This is a genomic window from Sediminibacterium goheungense, from assembly GCF_004361915.1.
In the GTDB taxonomy this organism is placed as follows: domain Bacteria; phylum Bacteroidota; class Bacteroidia; order Chitinophagales; family Chitinophagaceae; genus Sediminibacterium; species Sediminibacterium goheungense.
In genome coordinates, this window is sequence record NZ_SNWP01000013.1 from 137310 (window position 1) to 157322 (window position 20013).

Here is a 20013-nt window from a genome sequence, read left to right on the forward strand (position 1 = left end):
ATCATTCCCATTTAAATGTTTTAAATGCTACCGCATATACCACAACGATCCAGGCACCCAATATCATGAGTTCCTTTCCACAAGCCGACAATGCAGCTCCTTCAAATGCAATATTGCGCATGGCATTATTAAAATGAGTCAGGGGTAACACTTTACAGATAGGTTGCAGCCAGGTAGGGAATGCATCAATTGAAAAGAAAGTACCTGCCAATAAAAACTGTGGCAGCGTTATCAGGTTTGCCAATGGAGGAATACTGCTTTCATTTTTAGCCAGACTACTCACTATAAAACCAAAGCCCATAAAAAGTAGCAAGGCGATAAAACTCAGTAACATAATAGTGAGAAAAGTTTCGAATCCATTTACCAGCGTAAACTTAAAGGCGTAATGCCCGACCCCTATAATGATAATAGCCGTCATCATTTGAAAGATAACCCGGCTTAAAGCTTCACCCAGGACAATATAGGGCCTGCGGATAGGCGTGGCATAAAATCTTTTCAGCACCAGTTGCTGCCGCAGATTAAAAAACAAAAAAGCCACACCAAATACACCTGCACTTAACAGGGAAAATCCTAACTGACCCGGTAAAATGAAATCAATGGTTCGATATACCCTTCCCGGTATTTTTTCAATCCGGCTATTCACCATGGCAATGGTGGGTGTATTGCTGAAAGTTTGTTGGTTAATACCGGCGATAACTGCATTTAATATGGATTGCAGTACCTGCAGGTTTTGTGGATTTACGGCTTCTGAACTGGAGATATTGATGGTATAAGGAGGATTTTCAATACCCGATTTACGTATGTCAATAATAGCCGTCACCCTACCCTTTTCAAGATCCTCTTTAAGTGCCTGACCCGATTTATCGACAATCCGTATACCGGCAATTTTTTTGAGTGCAGGATATATCGGATTAAGGGTGTCTGTTTCTGCCGAAAAGGCAATACTCAGCGATACGCGGCTGCCTCCACCAATAAAACCAAATACCAAAATAAAAATCAGCGGAAAAGCTATACTGAAGATGACCGCTGATGGACTCCGAAAAACAGCTTTCAGACTTCCTTTTGTAATGGCCATCATGGCTTTTAACTGACTGTACTTTACAGACATAGGAATTTACTTATAGAACAAAGCTATTTATTCTCAGGCAAGAAAAATGATTATTGAAAATAAGTGACAATTGTCGTATATTTAGTAGACAAATGTTACTAAATGGCAAAACCGAAAAAAATACCTGCCACACAGAAGCCTCCCATGGTTGAGGAAGCTGCAGCAGCGTATCTGCCCGCTATTGCCGATTTTACTTATCGGAAATTCAAAAAAATTTACGACCAGGTTCCTTTTACCCAAGCTGAATGGGCCGGTATACTGCACCTCTCTGAAAGAACCCTTCAACGATATGCAAAAAATAATAGTGTATTTGAAGGTATTTATGCTGACCGTATTCTCCAATTACAGGAACTCATAGAAACAGGGCTCGCCACTTTTACTTCCCCCGATGCTTTTTATCAGTGGCTCAAAAAAGATAAACCTGTTATGGGACATCTCCTCAACTTTAGTTCTTTATCTACCAGCCGTGGTATACAGGAAACCCTTAATCAGCTTATTCGTATACAACAGGGTGTTTACGCATGATACTCTACCGTTTTGCACATCACAAATTTGCCCATGATTTATCCGGAACCGGCGCAAAACTAAAAGGTGGTCGTTGGAACCTGACCGGCACAGCCGTTGTATATACCAGTAGTTCCATATCGCTTGCATTATTAGAGACATTGGCGAATACAGGTAGTTTTCAGGAATTGCAGTTATATAAATTGATGCAGCTCAACTTACCAACTGATGCAGCTATTTATCACATCCAAAACAAAAACCTGAAGAAAAACTGGCCCCAGGATTTTGGGTATACACAATGGATGGGCTCTGAAATTATGCAGGATAAAAACGCGCTGGCCATTGCCTGTCCTTCAGGAATTGTACAACATGAAGTAAATTTTCTACTGAATCCTTTACACAGCGATTTCCATAAAATCCGTTTGCAGGAAGTGAAAGATTTCTATTTTGATGAACGCTTATTCCCGTCAGTGTATCGTTAAGAAATAAGGCATACGGGCCTGGGGTTCTCCTACCATTTGCTTTACCTGTTTAAACTGTTGCATGAGTTGCCATTGTTCCACACCTATTTCATCTTTGATCAGATTGGTTTTAATGGAACGCTTATAGTTACCCATGATTTTCTCCAGAAAATTTTTCTTCTCCGGGTATTCGCGTAAACGATAATCATCTTCTATTTTAGCCAGTTTAGCTGCATATTTTACAGCATCCTGCAGTGTACCGATTTTATCCACCAGACCGGCATCAAGTGCCCTAGCACCTGTCCAAACCCTACCCTGTGCGATACTGTCGATGTATACAATATCTTTTTTTCGACCTTCGGCTACACGGCTTTTAAAAGTGTGGTAAATAGAATCAGTTGCAGACTGAAAAAATCTTTTTTCGGTGGCCGTTAATGGACGATCGCCCGAACCCATATCAGCATAAGGAGCTGTTCGTACCCTGTCGGTTGTAATGCCCAGCTTATTCTTCAGAAAGGATTCAAAATTGGGAACAATGCTAAACACACCGATTGAACCGGTAAGGGTTGTTTCATTGGCAAATACAGCATCTGCATTACAGGAAATATAATAGCCACCTGATGCAGCTACATCTCCCATACTTACCACTACGGGCTTCTCTTTTCTTGCCAATGTTATTTCACGCCAGATAACATCACTGGCGAGTGCACTGCCCCCTGGTGAGTTTACCCTCAGTACAATGGCTTTGATAGTGTTATCCAGTCTGGCCCTGCGAATTACATTTTTGTATACATCACTGCTTACCTGCTCTTCATCACCCTCCTGACTTACAATATCGCCCTGTGCGTATATGATGGCGATTTTGCCACCACCAGCATAATCATCTATGGTAGTGGCTGCTGCATATTCATTAATGGTAACAAAATTGATACTTGTTCCGGATGCTTTTTTCAGCTTTTTCAGTATCTCATCTTTTATCTCATCATCGTATTTCAATCCATCCACTAACTGATATTTTTCTGCATCTACCGCTGTTTGTATATCACCTTCATTCGCTAACTGGTGTAATACTGCGGTATCGATTTTACGGGCTACGCTTGCTGCTTTCAGAAATGCGCCATATAGATCACCCAGCCAAACCGAAGTCTGTAAACGGTTTGCTTCCGTCATTTTTGTCTCACGTAATGGCTCTGTAGCACTTTTAAATTTCCCTGCATAAAATATCTGTGGTTCAATCTGTAGTTTCTCCAGCATGCCTTTCAGGAAAAAAAGATTGGAAGAAAAACCAGACCATTCCAATCCGCCTTGCGGATGAACATATATACGTTCTGCAGCACAGGCTACATAATAGGCTTTCTGAGTCATGGTTTCGCCATAGGCTATTACAAACTTCCCGGACTTCTTAAAATCGAGTACTGCTTTTCTCAATTCTTCACTGGATGAGAATCCGTTTGCATTGTCGCTTGCCAGTATATAAATACCCTTAACCGCTGAGTCTGATTTAGCCTTACCAATCAATCTTACAACATCAAACAGAGAAGGCTTATTCGCTTCTGCCGATGATATGAGTTCTCCAAAAGGATCTTCTTCTGCCTGCTCTTTGAAATTAACAGAAAGATCCAATACCAATACAGCTTTGGTACCAACAACCGGTAATTCTGATGTGGTAGCCGATGATATAAACCCAATCAATATAAATACACCAATTACCGTAAATACAATTAATGCCAGCAGAGAGGCAAAGAATATCTTAAAAAATGTCCGCATAAATTTTCTTTTCAGTTATCCCAAGTTATCCTGAGCGAATACCGCTTTGTTTTGTGAATTTAAAGATATTTGAGGTTGCTAATATCTTCAATTTATGAATACAGCGTATTTGCTGACAGGCGGCAATATGGGAGACCGGGCTTTTCACCTGCAACAGGCCGAACAATATATACAACAATACTGCGGCGAAATCGTTTGCAGCTCTTCCATTTATGAAACGGCAGCCTGGGGTTTAACCGACCAACCTTCGTTTTATAACCAGGCCATTAAGCTCCAAACTTTACTTTCTCCCGACCAGTTAATGCGCAAGCTGCTTGAAATTGAACTGGAAATGGGACGTATCAGAATACAGAAAATGGGACCCAGAATCATCGATCTTGATATTTTATTGATTGACGACCTCATTATTGAAACAAATTTGCTTTCAGTTCCTCACCCTGCCCTACCCGACAGGCGTTTTGCTTTGATGCCGCTGGCAGAAATTGCACCACAGCTGATACATCCGATTGAAGGCAAAACGATCAGTGCATTACTGGATGCCTGTAAAGACCCTTTAAATGTGCAAAAAAAATAATAGCCCGCTTAGCTCTGGCAGTTAATTTTGACCGCATTGCAGAGAACCAATATGAAGTATCAATATATTACAGTAGAAGGTAACATTGGGGCAGGAAAAACCACATTAGCACATTTACTATCAAAAAAACTCAATTCCAGACTTATACTGGAAGAATTTGCAGACAATCCTTTCCTGCCAAAATTCTATGACAACCCACAACAATACGCTTTTCCGCTTGAATTGTTTTTTATGGCGGAACGATACAAACAATTGAAAGATATGCTGCATACAAAAGATATGTTTCAGCATATTACCGTCTCCGATTACCTGTTTACCAAATGTTTGCTCTTTGCCAAGGTAAACCTGCCGGAAGAAGAATTCAGGCTTTACCAGAAACTGTTCGATATTATTCACCAGCAACTTGTATTCCCCGATATCTTAATATATCTGCATGCACCGGTTCAAAAACTACAGCAGAATATCAGAAAAAGAAACCGGGAGTATGAACAATCCATACCTGATGAATATTTATTTAATATTCAGGAAACTTATACCAGCTATATCAAACAACACAATATCAAAACTATTTTTATTGATGCCAGCAATGCAGATTTTCTGGGCAATGAGAAACACCTGAATATTGTGCTTGAAGCACTGGAAAAGGACTATGAAGGAGGTCAGCATTATTTCAGCCTGCCATAACCGCAGAATAGATTTGCAAGAAATAAAGAGAGATGAAAACGGAAACAACATATGATCCCTTTGCAGCCATGCGCATTCCCGAATACCGGAACCTGATGATGGGACGATTTCTGTTTATCATGGGTTTACGCATGATGGGTACACTGGTAGGCTGGTGGATTTATGAACTCACGAATGATCCATTCGCTATTGGACTCATCGGCTTATCAGAAGTGATTCCTGCTGTTTCACTCTCGCTATATGCAGGGCATATTATTGACATCAGTGAAAAAAGAAAATTACTGTTACGTGGTGTTAGCCTATATCTTACCTGTGCTATTTTTTTATTGTTGCTATCGGGTAATTATACAGCAACCCAATTAAGCAATCACTGGATTGCTTTCAGTATTTATGTGATCATTTTTTTTACGGGCATTATCCGGGCTTTCACAGGCCCTACATTCGGAACCATGGTAGCTTCTATTGTTCCCAGAGATTTATTGCAGAATGCGACCACTTGGAATCAGGGTATCTGGCTCACTGCTTCGGTAAGTGGACACGCCACCGTTGGTTTTATGATTGCCTTATTAGGCAATACCGGCTCTCTCATCATCATTTGTACCCTTGTTGCCATCGGCTTCCTGTTTATGTATCAGATAAAACCCAAACCTTCATTGAATGAACCCGGTGAGAAAAAAACGATGGACAGTGTGAAAGAAGGGCTCCGATTTGTATTTAAAACCAAGGAAGTTCTGGGCGCTTTAAGTCTCGACTTGTTTGCGGTACTCTTTGGAGGGGCGGTTGCCATGATACCTGTATTTGCAAAAGACATTCTTAAAATAGGACCCATAGGTTTTGGCTGGCTGAATGCAGCATCTGATATGGGTGCCATTATCGTTGTGATTCTACTCACGCTTTTTCCACTTCGTAAACAACAAGGCAAAAAACTACTACTGGCTGTTGGTGGATTCGGTATCTGTATCATCACATTTGCCTTATCTGAATGGTTCTGGCTATCTTTTTCTGTTTTGCTATTAAGCGGGATTCTGGATGGTATCAGCGTAGTAGTAAGAGGCACCATTCTACAGCTAAAAACCCCCGATCATATGCGAGGAAGAGTGATGAGTGTTAATTCGATGTTTATCAACAGCAGTAATGAACTCGGACAATTTGAGAGTGGCGTGGCTGCTAAATTACTGGGGGTTGTTCCTTCTGTTGTTTTTGGTGGATGCATGACCCTGCTTGTTGTTATTACCACCTGGTTTAAAGCACCAAGTTTGAGAAAGATGGAGTATTAGAGCAGTTAGCCTTTAGCAATTAGCTTTTAGCCTTTTTCAATAGAAGTGAAAATTTGCTAACATGAGCAAATTGGCTAAGGGCTAATAGCTAATAGTCAATAGCTGATAGCATACAGTTAGTCTTTAGCTCTTAGCTTCTGGTTCTTTTCAATGCAAGTGAAAATTTGTTGCCATGAGCAAATTGGCTAAGGGCTAAGGGCTAAAAGCAAATGGCTAATAGTTCTCTCAAACTATTAGCCATTTGCCATTTGCTACTCCTGATTTTAGTCCGGTATAACCAGTTTATTATTATTTCGATTCAAGTCCGCCAGTCGCATAGACGGATCTATTTCAATTGATTTGATTTCAGGTATGGTTTTACTGATAGAAAACTTATACTCAGGATGTGTCCAGCGCCATGGCGTATGCACGGTTCTGGGCACTTCATTTTCCGCAGGTTTTGTACCATACATCAGATCCAGCGGAATAACATGCATTTCCTGTGACCCATCCTTATATGTAACCAGTACATCAACGGGCATGGGCATTTTTCCGATCCGTTTTACAGAGAGCGTTGTTTTACCATTTTCTACATTGATATCACCTACTGCATAATCGATGGTTTTGGTTGAATTGATCCAGTATTCTTTATACCAGTCAAGTTCCATCCCACTTCTTTTTTCTGCCACTCTGATAAAATCATTGGGGTTCGGATGTTTGAAGCGCCATTGATAATAATAGTCGAGTAAAATCTGATCCCGTACTTTATCACCTACTATATAACCCAACTGTGCAATGAATACAGCTCCTTTACTATATGCAGCTGCACTGTAGGCAAAATTGGTATTAAAATGATCCGCATGGGTACTGGCAGGTTCTTCCAGTCCGCTTTTTGCCAGATTGAAATAACTTCTATAAGATCCTTCGGCGGAAAAACCGCTTCTACCCCTCATTTCAGCCATTACACGAGATGAAGCATAATCAGTAAACCCTTCATCCATCCATGGATACAGCGCTTCATTACTACCCATCATCATCTGGTACCAGCTATGCATCCATTCATGGATGGCTGTTCCGATGCTTGCATTTTTCAGTAATGTAGCCATGGGGTATTCCATTCCACCATCTCCACCCTGAACAAATGTGTAGGTTTTGTAAGGGTAAGGTCCAAATGTTTTAGCGATGATCGGATAAGCCAAAGCTGTTGAATCGGCCACACGCTGCCAACGGTTATCTAATGAATCAACCGCTTTATACACCACACGGATCAACGGACCATTTGCGGTAGTACGGGTTATCATTTTATAATTAGGGTCTGCTGCCCACATGAAATCGTGTACGTTGTATGCCTGCCATTTCCAGGTAATGGTATTTCCTGAAGGAGCTGGTATTTTAACACCCGCAGCTTCATACCCCCTGCCTATTTCGTTTGCATTCACCAGATCACCACCAGCTGTTACAAAATAGTTTTTATCGATGGTAATATTTACATCAAAATCGCCCCATACACCATAGAATTCCCTGGCTATATATGGATTGGCATTCCAGCCCTGGTAATCATATTCCACTACTTTGGGATACCACTGGCTCATGCTGTAGCGGATACCTTCCGCATTGTCGCGTCCGCTTCTTCGGATCTGTAAGGGGACCTGCGCCTCAAACTGAACATCCATTTGCAGTTTCGCTTTAGGCAGTAAAGGTTTAGCCAACACTACTTCCAGAATGGTTTCATGCACTTTTAATTCCTGCGCTACACCCGCAATCTTTACAGAAGCTACATTCTGAAAACCGATCTGTTCCGGCGTAAGCTTACTGATGCGATCTTTTACCCTTGCATCCCAGTCCAGCCCATCACTCATTCGGGAAGGTTCCCTTAAAACGGTTTTACCCAATTCACGACTGCGAACATCCATACTACTATTGGGTTGAAATGCATTCCAGTATAAATGGAAAAAAATACGGTTGAGGGTATCCGGAGAATTATTCCAGTAATCAATTTTTTCTGTACCACTAAAACGGTTGGTGGTTACATCCATGTTAACATTGATCTGGTATTTAATACGCTGCTGCCAGCGATCAGGCTGCGCATGTATTGCTGTTGAAAACAGGCAAATAACAGTTGCCAATGCAATGGCGGGTAAGAATGTTTTTTTCATGTTGCATGAATCATTTTAGTAAAACAGAAAGAATGTCAATAATTTTTAATAAGTACCAACCCCTTCTTTCTCTATGCGTAAAGAAACAGATTATGCTTTGGAATTGATCAAATGAGCGGTAAAAATTTATAAATGGGCGAACAGGTTTCAATCCGCTTTTCCTGCAACAACAATCACGATTTCCCCTTTCACTGCTTTTGCACGGAAATGATCTGCTACCTGTTTGAGTGTGCCCCTGAAATTTTCCTCATATAGTTTTGTTAGTTCGCGGCTCACAGCGCAGGTCCTTTCTTCGCCAAAATAACCACTCATTTCATCCAGGGTCTTTACCAGCCTTACAGGGCTTTCATAAAAAATCATGGTTCGCTCCTCAGTAGCCAGTTGTTTGAAAAGTGTTTGCCGCCCTTTTTTAAGTGGCAGAAATCCTTCAAAAACAAAACGGTTACCCGGAATACCACTATTTACCAATGCAGGTACAAAAGCAGTTGCTCCAGGCAAGCATTCTACTTTGACACCCTCCTGTACACAGGCCCGTACCAATAAAAAAGCCGGATCGGAAATACCCGGTGTTCCTGCATCTGTAATTAATGCAAACTGCTTGCCTGCTTTCATCTGTTCGACCAGATGATTCACTACTTTATGTTCGTTGTGCTGATGATAGGGAGAAAGGGGTTTCTGAATCTGGTAATGATTCAAGAAACGTGAAGAAGTACGTGTGTCCTCGCATAAAATCACATCCACCTGCTGTAATACTTCCAGAGAGCGAAGTGTTACATCTTTCAAATTACCAAGTGGTGTAGGAACGAGGTACAGCATAGTTTAAATGGCAGATGTCAGATAGCAGGTGTCAGATATTTAAAATCTGCCATCGGCCATCTGACATCCTAAAATATTATTGTATCATTTCAATCTCATAAAACTCCATTACCGGATTGGCGAGCAGTTTTTTACTGGCTTCTTCGGCAATTTCGCGGGCTTCCGCTTCAGATGCTGCATTGATCTGTAAAGTAATGTGCTTACCCACCCTCACATCGGCTACGGCACCGAGTCCGAGATTATTCAATCCACCCAACACAGCTTTACCCTGTGGATCGAGTAGGTCTTTTAAAGGCATTACTTTGATCTGCACGTTATAAGTCATGATTCTTTTTGTTTAAGGAGCAAAGATAAAACTACATAAGCAATAAAACTAAGCGGAACTGCGAGCCAACCAAATAATAAGGCCCCAACCAATGCTACCAGAGCAATAAGCAGGAATGGCAATAATTTGGAGAAGGTTACACCTTTGAATTTTAATGCCATCATGGGCAAGGTAGATACCATAAGATAGCTTACTGCTATCACAATAACATACCACCACCATTTATTCAACAGGAGGCTAAGTATCCATGATTCAGATGTGTTCCAATAGATCAGCGGAAAAGAAGCGAAAAGCAATCCGGCTGCCGGAATCGGCACACCTTTAAAGCCATAGCTTTGCTGTGTATCGATATTAAATCTTGCCAAACGGTAAGCTCCGGCACAAGGCAAAAGAAAAGCAGGCAATAACCATACTATTGAAATGTCAAGTCCGTCGGGTTCCTGTGCCAGAGATAAGCGGAGGAACTGGTAAACAATGAGCCCTGGTGCCACACCAAAACTAACCACATCTGCCAGTGAATCCAGTTGTTTCCCCATTTCAGAAGGCACTTTAAGTAACCTGGCCATAAAACCATCACAGAAATCTATAATTGCTGCGAGTGCCAGAAAAAGACTTGCCCATTGCATCTGCGCCGGTATCTCTACGATGGGTTCTCCTGCAGATGTACTGGTTATCTCCAGCCCTGTCTGCATAATACAAACAATGGCAATACAGCCAAATACAAGATTCAGCAGGGTGAATATATTAGGAATCTGTTTCATGGGGAATGCTTATGGCTTATGGCAGATAGTTGATGGTTCATAGCATTTTCTATTCGCCGTCAGCTATTTGCTATTGGCAGGTATTATTTTTTCTTCATCAAGGCTTCAATCTCTTCTACTGTAATCGGAATATTTTTCATCAGGTCTATATTGCCGTTACGGGTAATCCAGAAATTGTTTTCGATACGTACGCCCATTTGTTCCTCTTCAATATAAATACCGGGTTCAATGGTAAATACCATACCCGGTTTAATGGGTTCGGTTTTGGTACCTAAATCATGTACATCTATACCGAGATGGTGAGAGATGCCATGATACAGGTATCGACGATAAGCACGATTTTCAGGCGTTTCATTCTTCACATCCGATTTTCTGAGCAAACCGATCTTCAGGAACTGTTGTGTAGCTTCCTCACCTACTTTTTCTGTATAATCTACAACGGTGATACCAGGCTTCAGGATACTTTTTGCATAGTTATGTAAATGTAAACAGGCATTGTATACTGTTTTTTGCCGGCGTGTAAATTTTCCGTTAACAGGTACCGTACGGGTAAGATCGGCACAATAACCACCATATTCAGCACCAAAATCCATCAGCACCATTTCGCCATCTTTACATTCCTGGTTATTGGATACATAGTGAAGAATACGGGCACGGTCGCCACCGGCTATAATGCTGCCATATGCCGGCCCCGTTGCACGTTGGCTATAAAAATCGTGGTAAATCTCCGCTTCAATTTCATATTCCATCACCCCGGGTTTAATAAAACCCAGCAAACGACGGAAGGTATGTTCTGTTATATCGATTGCTTTTTGCAATACAACGATTTCCTCTTTTGTTTTGATGGAACGCAGCGAACGCATAATTTTAGCCGCACGCAGGTAATTGTGAAGCGGGTACCTTTCTTTCATTTCATCCACAAAACGATAATCACGACTTCTGATCTGCGAAGCTTTCCGGTCGTTTTCATTGGTATCGAGATATATATTATCAGCCAGGTGTACCCAGGTCTGCAGTAAAGCATCGATACTATCGAGCCATACGATGGTTTTGATACCTGAGATAGCTGTGGCTTCGCTCACACGGAGCCTTTTTCCATCCCATTTTTCCTTCAGTTCATTAGGACGTACCAATACCAGTACTTCCCTGTATTTGGGATCAGGGCAGTCGGGGAACAATACCACCATCGAATCTTCCTGTGTTATACCACTTAACCAGAACAGGTTACTGTTTTGTTTAAACTTGTGCAAGGCATCGCCATTCAAGGGCCATTCATCATTGCTCACAAAAATGGCTATGCTGTTGGGTTGCATGGCTTTTATAAAACGTTCCCTATTGGTAATGAAGATGTTAGCATCTAAAGGAAGGTATTTCATGTGTTGATTTTCACTGGTTTTGATCACATGTAATTCGCCCGTCAACAATCAGGGTTTATACCACCCCTTTTGTGAAAGCTTATTTCATATGGGTTATTTTGAAGTGGCTGCAATATAAAACATAATGCTTAGTGCACCTGCCACAATTCAACCCGCCCTATAGCCATAAATGTTAAAAAAAGACCGGTTATCCAGATTAAGGATCGATTTACGAATATAATCGTATGTTTACTACGAAAATATTCGTCAATCTATAAAACAAAGAACATGAAATCGATCTTACTCAACAAATGGGCCGCAGGTATTGTACTGGCACTGGCTGCCATCAGCTTCTCAGCCTGGAAAGTGGCTGATAATAGAAAAGAAAACCAGCAACCAGATTCCGGACAATTCTACCAGGATACAACCAAAACAAAAAAGAAATACAAACTCAGGTACGATGATGACCGCGATTATAAAATACGCGACTTAGATAAAGCCATGAGAGAATTAGACAAAGCTTCGCTGGAACTGGACCGCGAAATTAAAATTGATATGGGCAAAATGGAAAAAGAACTCAAAAAAGCCATGGAAGAGATCAAGAAGATTGATGTTGATAAAATTCAGTCTGAGGTACGCAAAGCCATGAAAGAAGTAGAACTGGCACTAAAAGAAATAGACTTCAAGGAAGTGGACAGGGAAATGGTGAAAGTAAAAGAAGAACTAAAATCTGAAAAATTCAAACACGATATCGACTTCAGCAAAATCACCCGTGAAGTTGAAAGAGGTTTGGCAGAAGCAAAAGAGGGGATCAATACCGCCAAAAAACAATTGACCAGGATCAAAGCTTTTGTAGATGAGCTTGACAAAGACGGACTGATTGATAAAGACAAAAACTATAAGATACAGGTGAAAAGCCACAAGTTATACATCAACGGCAAGGCCCAGTCTGAAGCAGTGAATAAGAAATACAGTAAATACCTGGATGATGAGGATTACAGCATTAGTAAGGATGCGGGTGATGAAGATATTGAGATATAGCAGATGAATTATGGGAGATAGCGTATGGTCAGTAGTCTGTAGCTTTAAATAATCAATTCAGTAAAATGCTAATAGACTATAGGCCATATGCTATTCACTATTTGCTAAACTCAAAATCTTACTGTCGGGCATTTCACACTTCTACCACCATTAGAAAAAATCCCGCTTTTGATAATGGAGATTTCGTAAGCACCGCGGGCACCGTTGATCCCACCTAGGTTGGATGTAGTAGCATCATAATTAAATGTAAAGCGGGTATCGTTTACCTGGTAACCTACCAATGGTATCACGGCATCTTTATGGCGGTAGTATAAACCTAAGATCAATTGCTGTTCTCCATCGCCACTGAGGTTCCGGTTGGCATTAAAGCCTACTACCGTTTCCCAGGCACTGGCCATTTTACTCACATAAATATTCGGGTTCACAATCCAGAGGTCCTGCAGTTTGATACTGGCATTTACAAAACCTGTATATCTTCTGTTCACCCTCGCGTCTGCAACATTGGGTGCAAAAAAACTTTCCTGAGGGGTATTAATGTGCATCACACTCAGACCTGCATTGAAGTACAAATTATCAGAAGCAAAATAAGCATAGTTCATGCCTGCCTGTAAGTCTACATAAGAGGTTTGTGTGTAAGCAAAGGGCTCATTGGATGGGATATTGACATCAAAGAACTGACCACTCCACTGATTATCAAAATTGAGCTTGGTAATATCTATTCGTTTTGTAACAAGTCCTACGCTAAACCCACCGCTTAATAAACTATTATAACCCAGCATCTGATGCCAGGCTGCACTTACATAGGCATTGGTGGAAACAAGATTACCACTACCGGCTTTGTCGCTATATAAAGAAGCTCCCAAACCCATCCAGCCATTTTCGAAGCGATTGGCGAATAATTTGGTATCACCCCATACACTCATGGTCCGGAAGGGATTACCCACACTGGCCCACTGGTTCCTGTAATTACCCCCGATACGATAATCATAATCCGGATTGAAACCTGTATTGGCCGGATTGACCAGCATAGGAGCATTATAGTATTGAGAGAAATGCAGCCCCTGCCCTGTTACATTTTGCACCATGAACAGTAATACAGCAAACCCTCCTGTTTTCAAAACTCTACGCATAGCTTGCATTTATCGAAGTAAAGTAATGTCTCCTTTTTTTGAGACTTTATCGCCATTGGTAAACTCTATCTGTAAAGTATAATGATATACATCCTGCGGCTGTAAGCGACCTTTATAGGTACCATCCCAACCTTCAGACTGGTTATTCGTTACAAATACCTGTGTACCCCATCGGTTATAAATGCGCCAGGTCATTTTACCGATACCATATCCACGTACAAAGATTCTATCATTGGTACCATCTCCATTGGGTGAGAATGCATTCGGCACAGCGGCTGTTGCATTTACGGTAACACTGATCGACTGACAGGTTGAATCACTACAGCCTGATGCATTATAGGCAATGAGACAGGCATTATAGGTTCCGGTACGATTGTATAAATGTGAAACCGGTGCATCGGGGTTAGTGGCAAGTGTACTGTCTCCATCGCCGAATAACCATTTGAATGAAACCGCACCGGTTGATCCGTTACTGAAACTGATGGGTGTATTGGGCTGTGTTGGATTGGGCGAATAGGTATAGGCTGCAGTTGGACTACCACTCACGGTAATCGTTTGTCTGGTGGTATCCCGTATATTACAGGTTGCATTGTCTACTGCAATCAAAGTAACTGTATAAGTTCCTGGTGTAGCATACAGATGCGTTGGACTGGTTGCCGTAGATGTTGAGCCATCACCAAAATCCCAGAAGAATTGTTGTCCGGCCAATGAAGTATTATTGAATACTGCATTGTAAGGTGCACAACCTACAGAAGGCGTGGTAAATCGCGCAGCTACATTGGGCGCAATACGGATTTGTTGCACAATACTGTCGGCATGGTTACAGTAATTGGTATCGATCAACACCAGTTTTACATCATAGGTACCACCTGCAGCATAACTATGTGTTACAATACCCGGGCCTGCAATTCTGCTATTGCCATCGCCAAAATCCCATCGGAAACTCTGATTGGTAAAAGGTTTTCCGGCAGGCGCAACAGATGTATTGTTAAACTCGAAAACCAGTGATTGACAGGGCGGAATTTTGGTAGCGGTAAAAGATAAAGCGGCTTCATCACCACGTACACGCATATTGATATAGGCTGTGTCTGTAAAATTACAGGTAGTAGAATCTACCGCCACCAACATTACCCTGTATAGGCCGATATTATTGAAGGTATGCGAGATAGAAGGTGTTGTGGTACGCACAGCTGGTGAGCCATCTCCAAAATGCCACCAATAGGCTTTACCCAATGCGAGTGTATCTCTGAAATCAACGGTTAAAGGCACACAACCAGCTGTATCACGAGCTACTCCATTAATAGAAGCCTGAAGACCTGCGCCAACGCCTGCCAGATCGAAAGAAAACTTAATAGCGAGGAGATTACATCCTCCTCCCGAATTAGAGCCAGCATTTTGATTATTTCGTGACCAAACGCCCGCTGAACCAGTTAATCGACCCGGATCATTAATATCACGTGAACAGGAACAAATGGATTGATAAATGGTACCATTCCGATCGAACCTGCTTGTTCCTCCATCTACATGGTCTCCAGTGGAACCCGTACCGGAATTAGCACCAAAAAAAGTAGCATACAAAACAGACTGAGCATCTCTTTCAATTACATAAAAATATAAATCCTCTCCGTCTGTTGTTGTCTTAAATTGACCTGATCCAGTGGTAATTAAACCCCGTGTTCCTGCAGAAGGCATCCCTGTATTTAAAACACCTCCCCATCCTGAAACATATACATTTTCACATCTGTCTACAAGAAAAGCTGTAGGAGATATATTTGGCGCGTTGCCTGTTACTGTTCCAAAATTCGTTGAATAAACAAAAGCAGAAAGATCGGGCTGCAGTTTCGCAATAAATTGTTTGCCTGTGGCCTGATTACCATTGGCATTGATTGGTGCATTTACTACCTGCCAGGGAACGGTTGATGTTCCCATAATATATGGGAACCCCCTTCTATCAAACTGAATTCCATAAATAAGGTCAGTACCATTGGTAGCAAAATAGCTGGTTTTAAGTATCTGTGATCCATCAGGACTTACAATACTAATGAAGCCATCAACAGAACCTCCCTGAAATGTGGGATATAATACACCTGATTTATCTCCAGGCAAATCATTACTAGCAGTTCCTCCGGCTACATAAATATTTCCGTTTAGAGGATGAGTTGCTAAAACAAAAGCTGCATCATCACCGTTTCCTCCTAAAAAAGAGCTAAACAAAATATTATTCAAATCAGGTGTAAGTTTAATTAATACCCCATCCTGAAAACGGGTCGAACTGTTATTACCCCGAGTTGTTTGAAAAGCTCCTGTAGTTACCTGAAAATTAGTTGATTGCGTTGCAGATGCAAGAATCGGATTTCCTGCCGCATCTAAAATAATTTCACTTCTTGCGTCATCTCCATAATTTCTTCGGGTTGTTTCTGCTACTCTGGGGTCTGCATAATTTGCTCTGACATTTATTCCATCATCCCCGGAACCACCGATTCTTATTGAACTTATGATATCAGTACCGGCTGCATTTAATTTCGTGATAATGATATCGTAAGCACCACCACTTCCATACAATCCTAATCCTCGTGTAGGAAAAGAACTTCCAGAATTGGATCTTCCAGCTACAAATAAATTGCCTTGTGCATCGGCTACTAAACTGTGCGGCTGCTCATTTCCAGTACCACCCAGATAAGTTGCATAAATCCTATTAGCACCTGAAGGATCAAATTTTATAATGGCAATATCATAACCACTTACACCATTTTCATTTATCCCTCCACGAAAACTGGTTTGAAAAGCTCCGTTATTTACAGGAAACTGTCCACCAGGAAATACTATACCTCCCCCATAAAAATTTCCCAGATTATCGTAAGTGGCGGTGAATCCCCAGTTATCAGCTGTACTTCCACTATATCCATAAAACACAATCGAAGGATCTACCACCAAAGTAGCATCCTTATTATAATTACCATTCAGTTTAAAGCGTACAATATTTCCTTTTACTTCGAAACTACAGGGTACTTCTGTTCGGGTATTTCTTGATAGCTGATAGGTATAGGGCGCCATTTCCTGCACATCCATAACCGATGTTTTGATAACAAGGTTCTGGTCTTTTACTTTTAAACCATCAGCCCCTTCAAAATAAAGATTTACATCATTGACATTACCACCCGGATTTATAATCAGGTCATATTTCAAAGTTCCATTCGCCGTATAGTAGCGGATATCGATATTGGGATAAATGTTTTTGAATGTTACAGCCTGGTATATCTTACAATTGGAGGCCCATTTTGAAGGATCATTCCCCAGTATATAATTATTATAAGTAGCCTGTGCTTTATCGGGAACAACTTCGGCCTTAGGATTGGCATTCAGGAATTTTACCTGATAAGCATGCCCACGGAGAATAAGATCGCCGTTTGATGCCTCACCGCCGTCATCTCCCCCTCTTGAAGGATCACCCACCGCCGATTTTTTGATAGCTGAACTGGCAGTAGAAGTAATATGTTCATGCGCATGTGGATGCGGATTCAGTTTTGCAAGATCCTGTTCATTGTGCAGCAGTACTCTATAACCATCAGCCTGTAATGCCACAGACCCAATACCTGTATTGGCCAGAAACAGGATTTTTTTATCCCATTGTCCCTTGTTCTCTACAAATTCAAGATAATTCTGTCCATAGGTTATGAGTCCTATCATTAGCAATCCCAATAATCCCGCTATTTTCTTCAGTGCTGCCAATCCTCAATTTTTTAATAAGTTACTACAATATACGTTTCCAGACCTGTTAAAGTTGTCATCAGGAAATCCGACTCCATGCATTTTTACCTTTCTGTGACCTGAGGTAGTTTTTTAACAGCAAATTCTTTGCCATATCCAGTTCCGGATCCTCTTCACATATTTGCTCAGCGGTTGTTTTGGCGAGTTCAAGTAGTTCTTTATCATTAACAATACTAGCTACTTTAAAGTTCAGTGCCCCACTCTGTCTGGTACCTGAAATATCCCCGGGACCACGTAATTCAAGGTCTTTCTCTGCTATAGCAAACCCATCATTGGTGGCACACATTGTATTGATCCGTTCTTTGCCCTCTTTGCTTACTTTGGCACCCGTTAATAAAATGCAAAAACTTTTCTCACTACCCCTTCCTACCCTGCCACGGAGCTGATGCAACTGTGATAAACCAAATTTTTCTGAGCTTTCAATCACCATCACCGTTGCATTGGGCACATTTACCCCTACTTCGATCACCGTTGTACTGACCATAATATGGGTATCACCGGTCACAAAGCGTTGCATATTGGTTTCCTTCTGTTCGGGGGGCTGTCTGCCATGCACCATGCTGATCCGGTACCTGGGTTCGGGAAAGAAACTCTTTACCTGTTCATACCCCTGCATCAGGTCCTCATAACTCAGTTTTTCACTTTCTTCGATAAGGGGATAAATAAAATATGCCTGACGTCCTTTCTGTATTTCTGTTTTTACAAAATCCATCACACTGGCCCTTGCCCCTTCATTACGGTGAACGGTGGTAATGGGTTGTCTGCCTGGTGGTAATTCATCCATCACACTATAATCAAGGTCACCATAGGCGGTCATGGCAAGGGTACGGGGTATGGGTGTGGCCGTCATTACCAGCACATGGGGTGGTATAAGTGATTTCTCCCATAATTTGGCCCTTTGTGCCACACCAAAACGGTGTTGCTCATCTACAATCACGAGGCCCAGGTTCTTGAACTGTACCACATCTTCAATAACAGCATGGGTACCTACTACAAAATGAATACTATCATCCAGTAACCCTGCCAATATTCTTTTTCTTTCCTTTCCCTTCACCGTTCCGGTAAGAAGGGCTATTTCAACGGGTATTTCTTTTAATAAAGCCTTTAACCCATTGTAATGTTGTTGTGCCAGAATTTCTGTGGGCGCCATCAAACAACTCTGGTATCCATTGTCGGCCGCCAGCAGCATACTTAATAGGGCTACAATGGTTTTTCCACTGCCCACATCGCCCTGCAATAAACGATTCATCTGATGCCCGCGGCCGGTATCTGTTCTTATTTCACGGATCACTCTCTTCTGCGCACCTGTTAATGAAAAAGGCAGGTGATGATTGTAGAAGTCATTAAACAACTCTCCTACTTTTTCAAACACTACCCCCCTGCTGCTTTTGTGTCGTTCCAGACGTATGAGATTCAGTCTTACCTGCGCAATAAACAATTCCTCAAACTTCAGCCTTTTCAATGATCTTTCATACGCTACTTGTGATACCGGAAAATGAATATTGCAATATGCTTCATAGCGATTGATCAATTGATTTGCTGCAATGACAGCTTCTGGGAGATTTTCGGGTATATCGTCAGGTTTGAGCTGAGAAAATAACTGATAGGTCAGTTTTCCCAACTGGCGTCCATTCAATCCCCTTGCCTTTAATTTTTCCGTAGCCGGATACACCGGTTCCAGATATTCTTTCCCATCTGCTTTTGCAGCAATAAAGGGTTCAATTTCAGGATGCACCATCTGAGGTCGGCCGCTAAAAAAACCGGTGCGGCCAAATACCAGGTATTTCTGCCCGGGTACCAGATTTTTCTGCACCCAACTGATGCCCTGAAACCAGGTAAGTTCAAGGCTGCCGGTTTCATCTTTCAGATGCGCCACCAATCTTTTGGCTCTTTTTTCACCCAATATGTCAAACTGCTGCAGCACACCTGCTACCTGAACAAAATCTGTCTGGTAATTGATAGTGCTAATTTTGTTTACCCTTGTTTTATCAATATGCCTATGCGGGAAATGATCCAACAGGTCGCCAAAACTGAATATCTCCAGTTCCTTACGGAGCAAATCGCCCCGCAGCGGACCAACGCCTTTCAGGTATTCGATGGGGGTAGATAATATGGATGATGTTGTATGGATGATGTCGGATGAATTATAGATTTTTTGATCTTTGATTTTTTGATTGGGAAGGATCTTGGCTTTTGCACGCGGTCTCCTTCTTTACAAATATCCATCCTGATGCGGATATAGAAAATTCAATCTTCGGAAAGAACGAAACTGGCTATAAGATACAGGGAACAAGATTTGTTCCCTGT

The 20013-nt window shown here is 41.7% G+C and carries 16 protein-coding genes; 6 read left to right on the forward strand and 10 right to left on the reverse strand.

Annotated elements, in window-relative coordinates:
• Position 1: 1 nt before the first annotated feature.
• Positions 2-1108, reverse strand: a complete 1107-nt coding sequence (locus BC659_RS14380) for an ABC transporter permease (RefSeq protein WP_133475512.1) — start codon at positions 1106-1108, stop codon at positions 2-4.
• 102 nt (positions 1109-1210) lie between these two features.
• Between BC659_RS14380 and parS the strand changes: the two genes are divergently transcribed.
• Both parS and BC659_RS14390 read left to right on the forward strand, forming a co-directional pair.
• Entirely contained in the window at positions 1211-1633 is a 423-nt protein-coding gene (parS, locus tag BC659_RS14385; protein ID WP_133475513.1) for a type II RES/Xre toxin-antitoxin system antitoxin, read from the forward strand.
• Positions 1630-2094, forward strand: a complete 465-nt coding sequence (locus tag BC659_RS14390; protein WP_133475514.1) for an RES family NAD+ phosphorylase — start codon at positions 1630-1632, stop codon at positions 2092-2094. The genes parS and BC659_RS14390 overlap by 4 nt, the downstream gene beginning before the upstream one ends.
• On the opposite strand, the gene sppA is transcribed toward BC659_RS14390, so the two are convergent.
• Positions 2080-3840, reverse strand: a complete 1761-nt coding sequence (sppA, locus tag BC659_RS14395) for a signal peptide peptidase SppA (RefSeq protein ID WP_133475515.1) — start codon at positions 3838-3840, stop codon at positions 2080-2082. The genes BC659_RS14390 and sppA overlap by 15 nt on opposite strands.
• Before the next feature lie 94 nt (positions 3841-3934).
• On the opposite strand from sppA, the gene folK reads away from it, so the two are divergent.
• From folK to BC659_RS14410, 3 genes are read left to right on the forward strand one after another with little or no spacing between them, the layout of a single operon-like run.
• On the forward strand, positions 3935-4414 hold the full coding sequence (folK, locus tag BC659_RS14400; RefSeq protein ID WP_133475516.1) for a 2-amino-4-hydroxy-6-hydroxymethyldihydropteridine diphosphokinase: 480 nt from the start codon (positions 3935-3937) through the stop codon (positions 4412-4414).
• A gap of 51 nt (positions 4415-4465) precedes the next feature.
• Entirely contained in the window at positions 4466-5098 is a 633-nt protein-coding gene (locus BC659_RS14405) for a deoxynucleoside kinase (RefSeq protein WP_133475517.1), read from the forward strand.
• A gap of 32 nt (positions 5099-5130) precedes the next feature.
• Complete coding sequence (locus BC659_RS14410) at positions 5131-6375, forward strand: MFS transporter (RefSeq protein WP_211340797.1); 1245 nt, start codon at positions 5131-5133, stop codon at positions 6373-6375.
• A 263-nt stretch (positions 6376-6638) separates the two neighbouring features.
• On the opposite strand, the gene BC659_RS14415 is transcribed toward BC659_RS14410, so the two are convergent.
• The 5 genes from BC659_RS14415 to BC659_RS14435 all read right to left on the reverse strand — a co-directional run bounded on the left by BC659_RS14415 (position 6639) and on the right by BC659_RS14435 (position 11788).
• Positions 6639-8510, reverse strand: a complete 1872-nt coding sequence (locus BC659_RS14415; RefSeq protein WP_133475518.1) for a M1 family metallopeptidase — start codon at positions 8508-8510, stop codon at positions 6639-6641.
• 147 nt (positions 8511-8657) lie between these two features.
• Positions 8658-9326 (reverse strand): 16S rRNA (cytidine(1402)-2'-O)-methyltransferase, encoded by a 669-nt coding sequence (gene rsmI / locus BC659_RS14420; RefSeq protein WP_133475519.1) that lies wholly within the window; start codon positions 9324-9326, stop codon positions 8658-8660.
• Positions 9327-9402: 76 nt separating this feature from the next.
• Positions 9403-9651 carry a phosphoribosylformylglycinamidine synthase subunit PurS gene (gene purS, locus BC659_RS14425; protein ID WP_133475520.1) on the reverse strand — a complete coding sequence of 83 codons (249 nt, stop codon included), beginning with the start codon at positions 9649-9651 and terminating at the stop codon, positions 9403-9405.
• Positions 9648-10412 (reverse strand): CDP-alcohol phosphatidyltransferase family protein, encoded by a 765-nt coding sequence (locus BC659_RS14430; protein ID WP_133475521.1) that lies wholly within the window; start codon positions 10410-10412, stop codon positions 9648-9650. The genes purS and BC659_RS14430 overlap by 4 nt, the downstream gene beginning before the upstream one ends.
• Before the next feature lie 83 nt (positions 10413-10495).
• The gene (locus BC659_RS14435; protein WP_133475522.1) at positions 10496-11788 is read right to left on the reverse strand and encodes an aminopeptidase P family protein; all 1293 of its coding nucleotides are present in this window, start codon (positions 11786-11788) and stop codon (positions 10496-10498) included.
• Between the two features lie 267 nt (positions 11789-12055).
• Between BC659_RS14435 and BC659_RS14440 the strand changes: the two genes are divergently transcribed.
• Complete coding sequence (locus BC659_RS14440; RefSeq protein WP_133475523.1) at positions 12056-12808, forward strand: hypothetical protein; 753 nt, start codon at positions 12056-12058, stop codon at positions 12806-12808.
• Between the two features lie 110 nt (positions 12809-12918).
• Here the strand turns inward: BC659_RS14440 and BC659_RS14445 are convergent, their stop codons facing one another.
• From BC659_RS14445 to recG, 3 genes are read right to left on the reverse strand one after another with little or no spacing between them, the layout of a single operon-like run.
• The gene (locus BC659_RS14445) at positions 12919-13938 is read right to left on the reverse strand and encodes a PorP/SprF family type IX secretion system membrane protein (RefSeq protein ID WP_133475524.1); all 1020 of its coding nucleotides are present in this window, start codon (positions 13936-13938) and stop codon (positions 12919-12921) included.
• Between the two features lie 9 nt (positions 13939-13947).
• The gene (locus tag BC659_RS14450; RefSeq protein ID WP_133475525.1) at positions 13948-17667 is read right to left on the reverse strand and encodes a T9SS type B sorting domain-containing protein; all 3720 of its coding nucleotides are present in this window, start codon (positions 17665-17667) and stop codon (positions 13948-13950) included.
• Positions 17668-17725: 58 nt separating this feature from the next.
• Positions 17726-19891 (reverse strand): ATP-dependent DNA helicase RecG, encoded by a 2166-nt coding sequence (gene recG / locus BC659_RS14455; RefSeq protein ID WP_342775751.1) that lies wholly within the window; start codon positions 19889-19891, stop codon positions 17726-17728.
• Between the last annotated feature and the right edge of the window lie 122 nt (positions 19892-20013).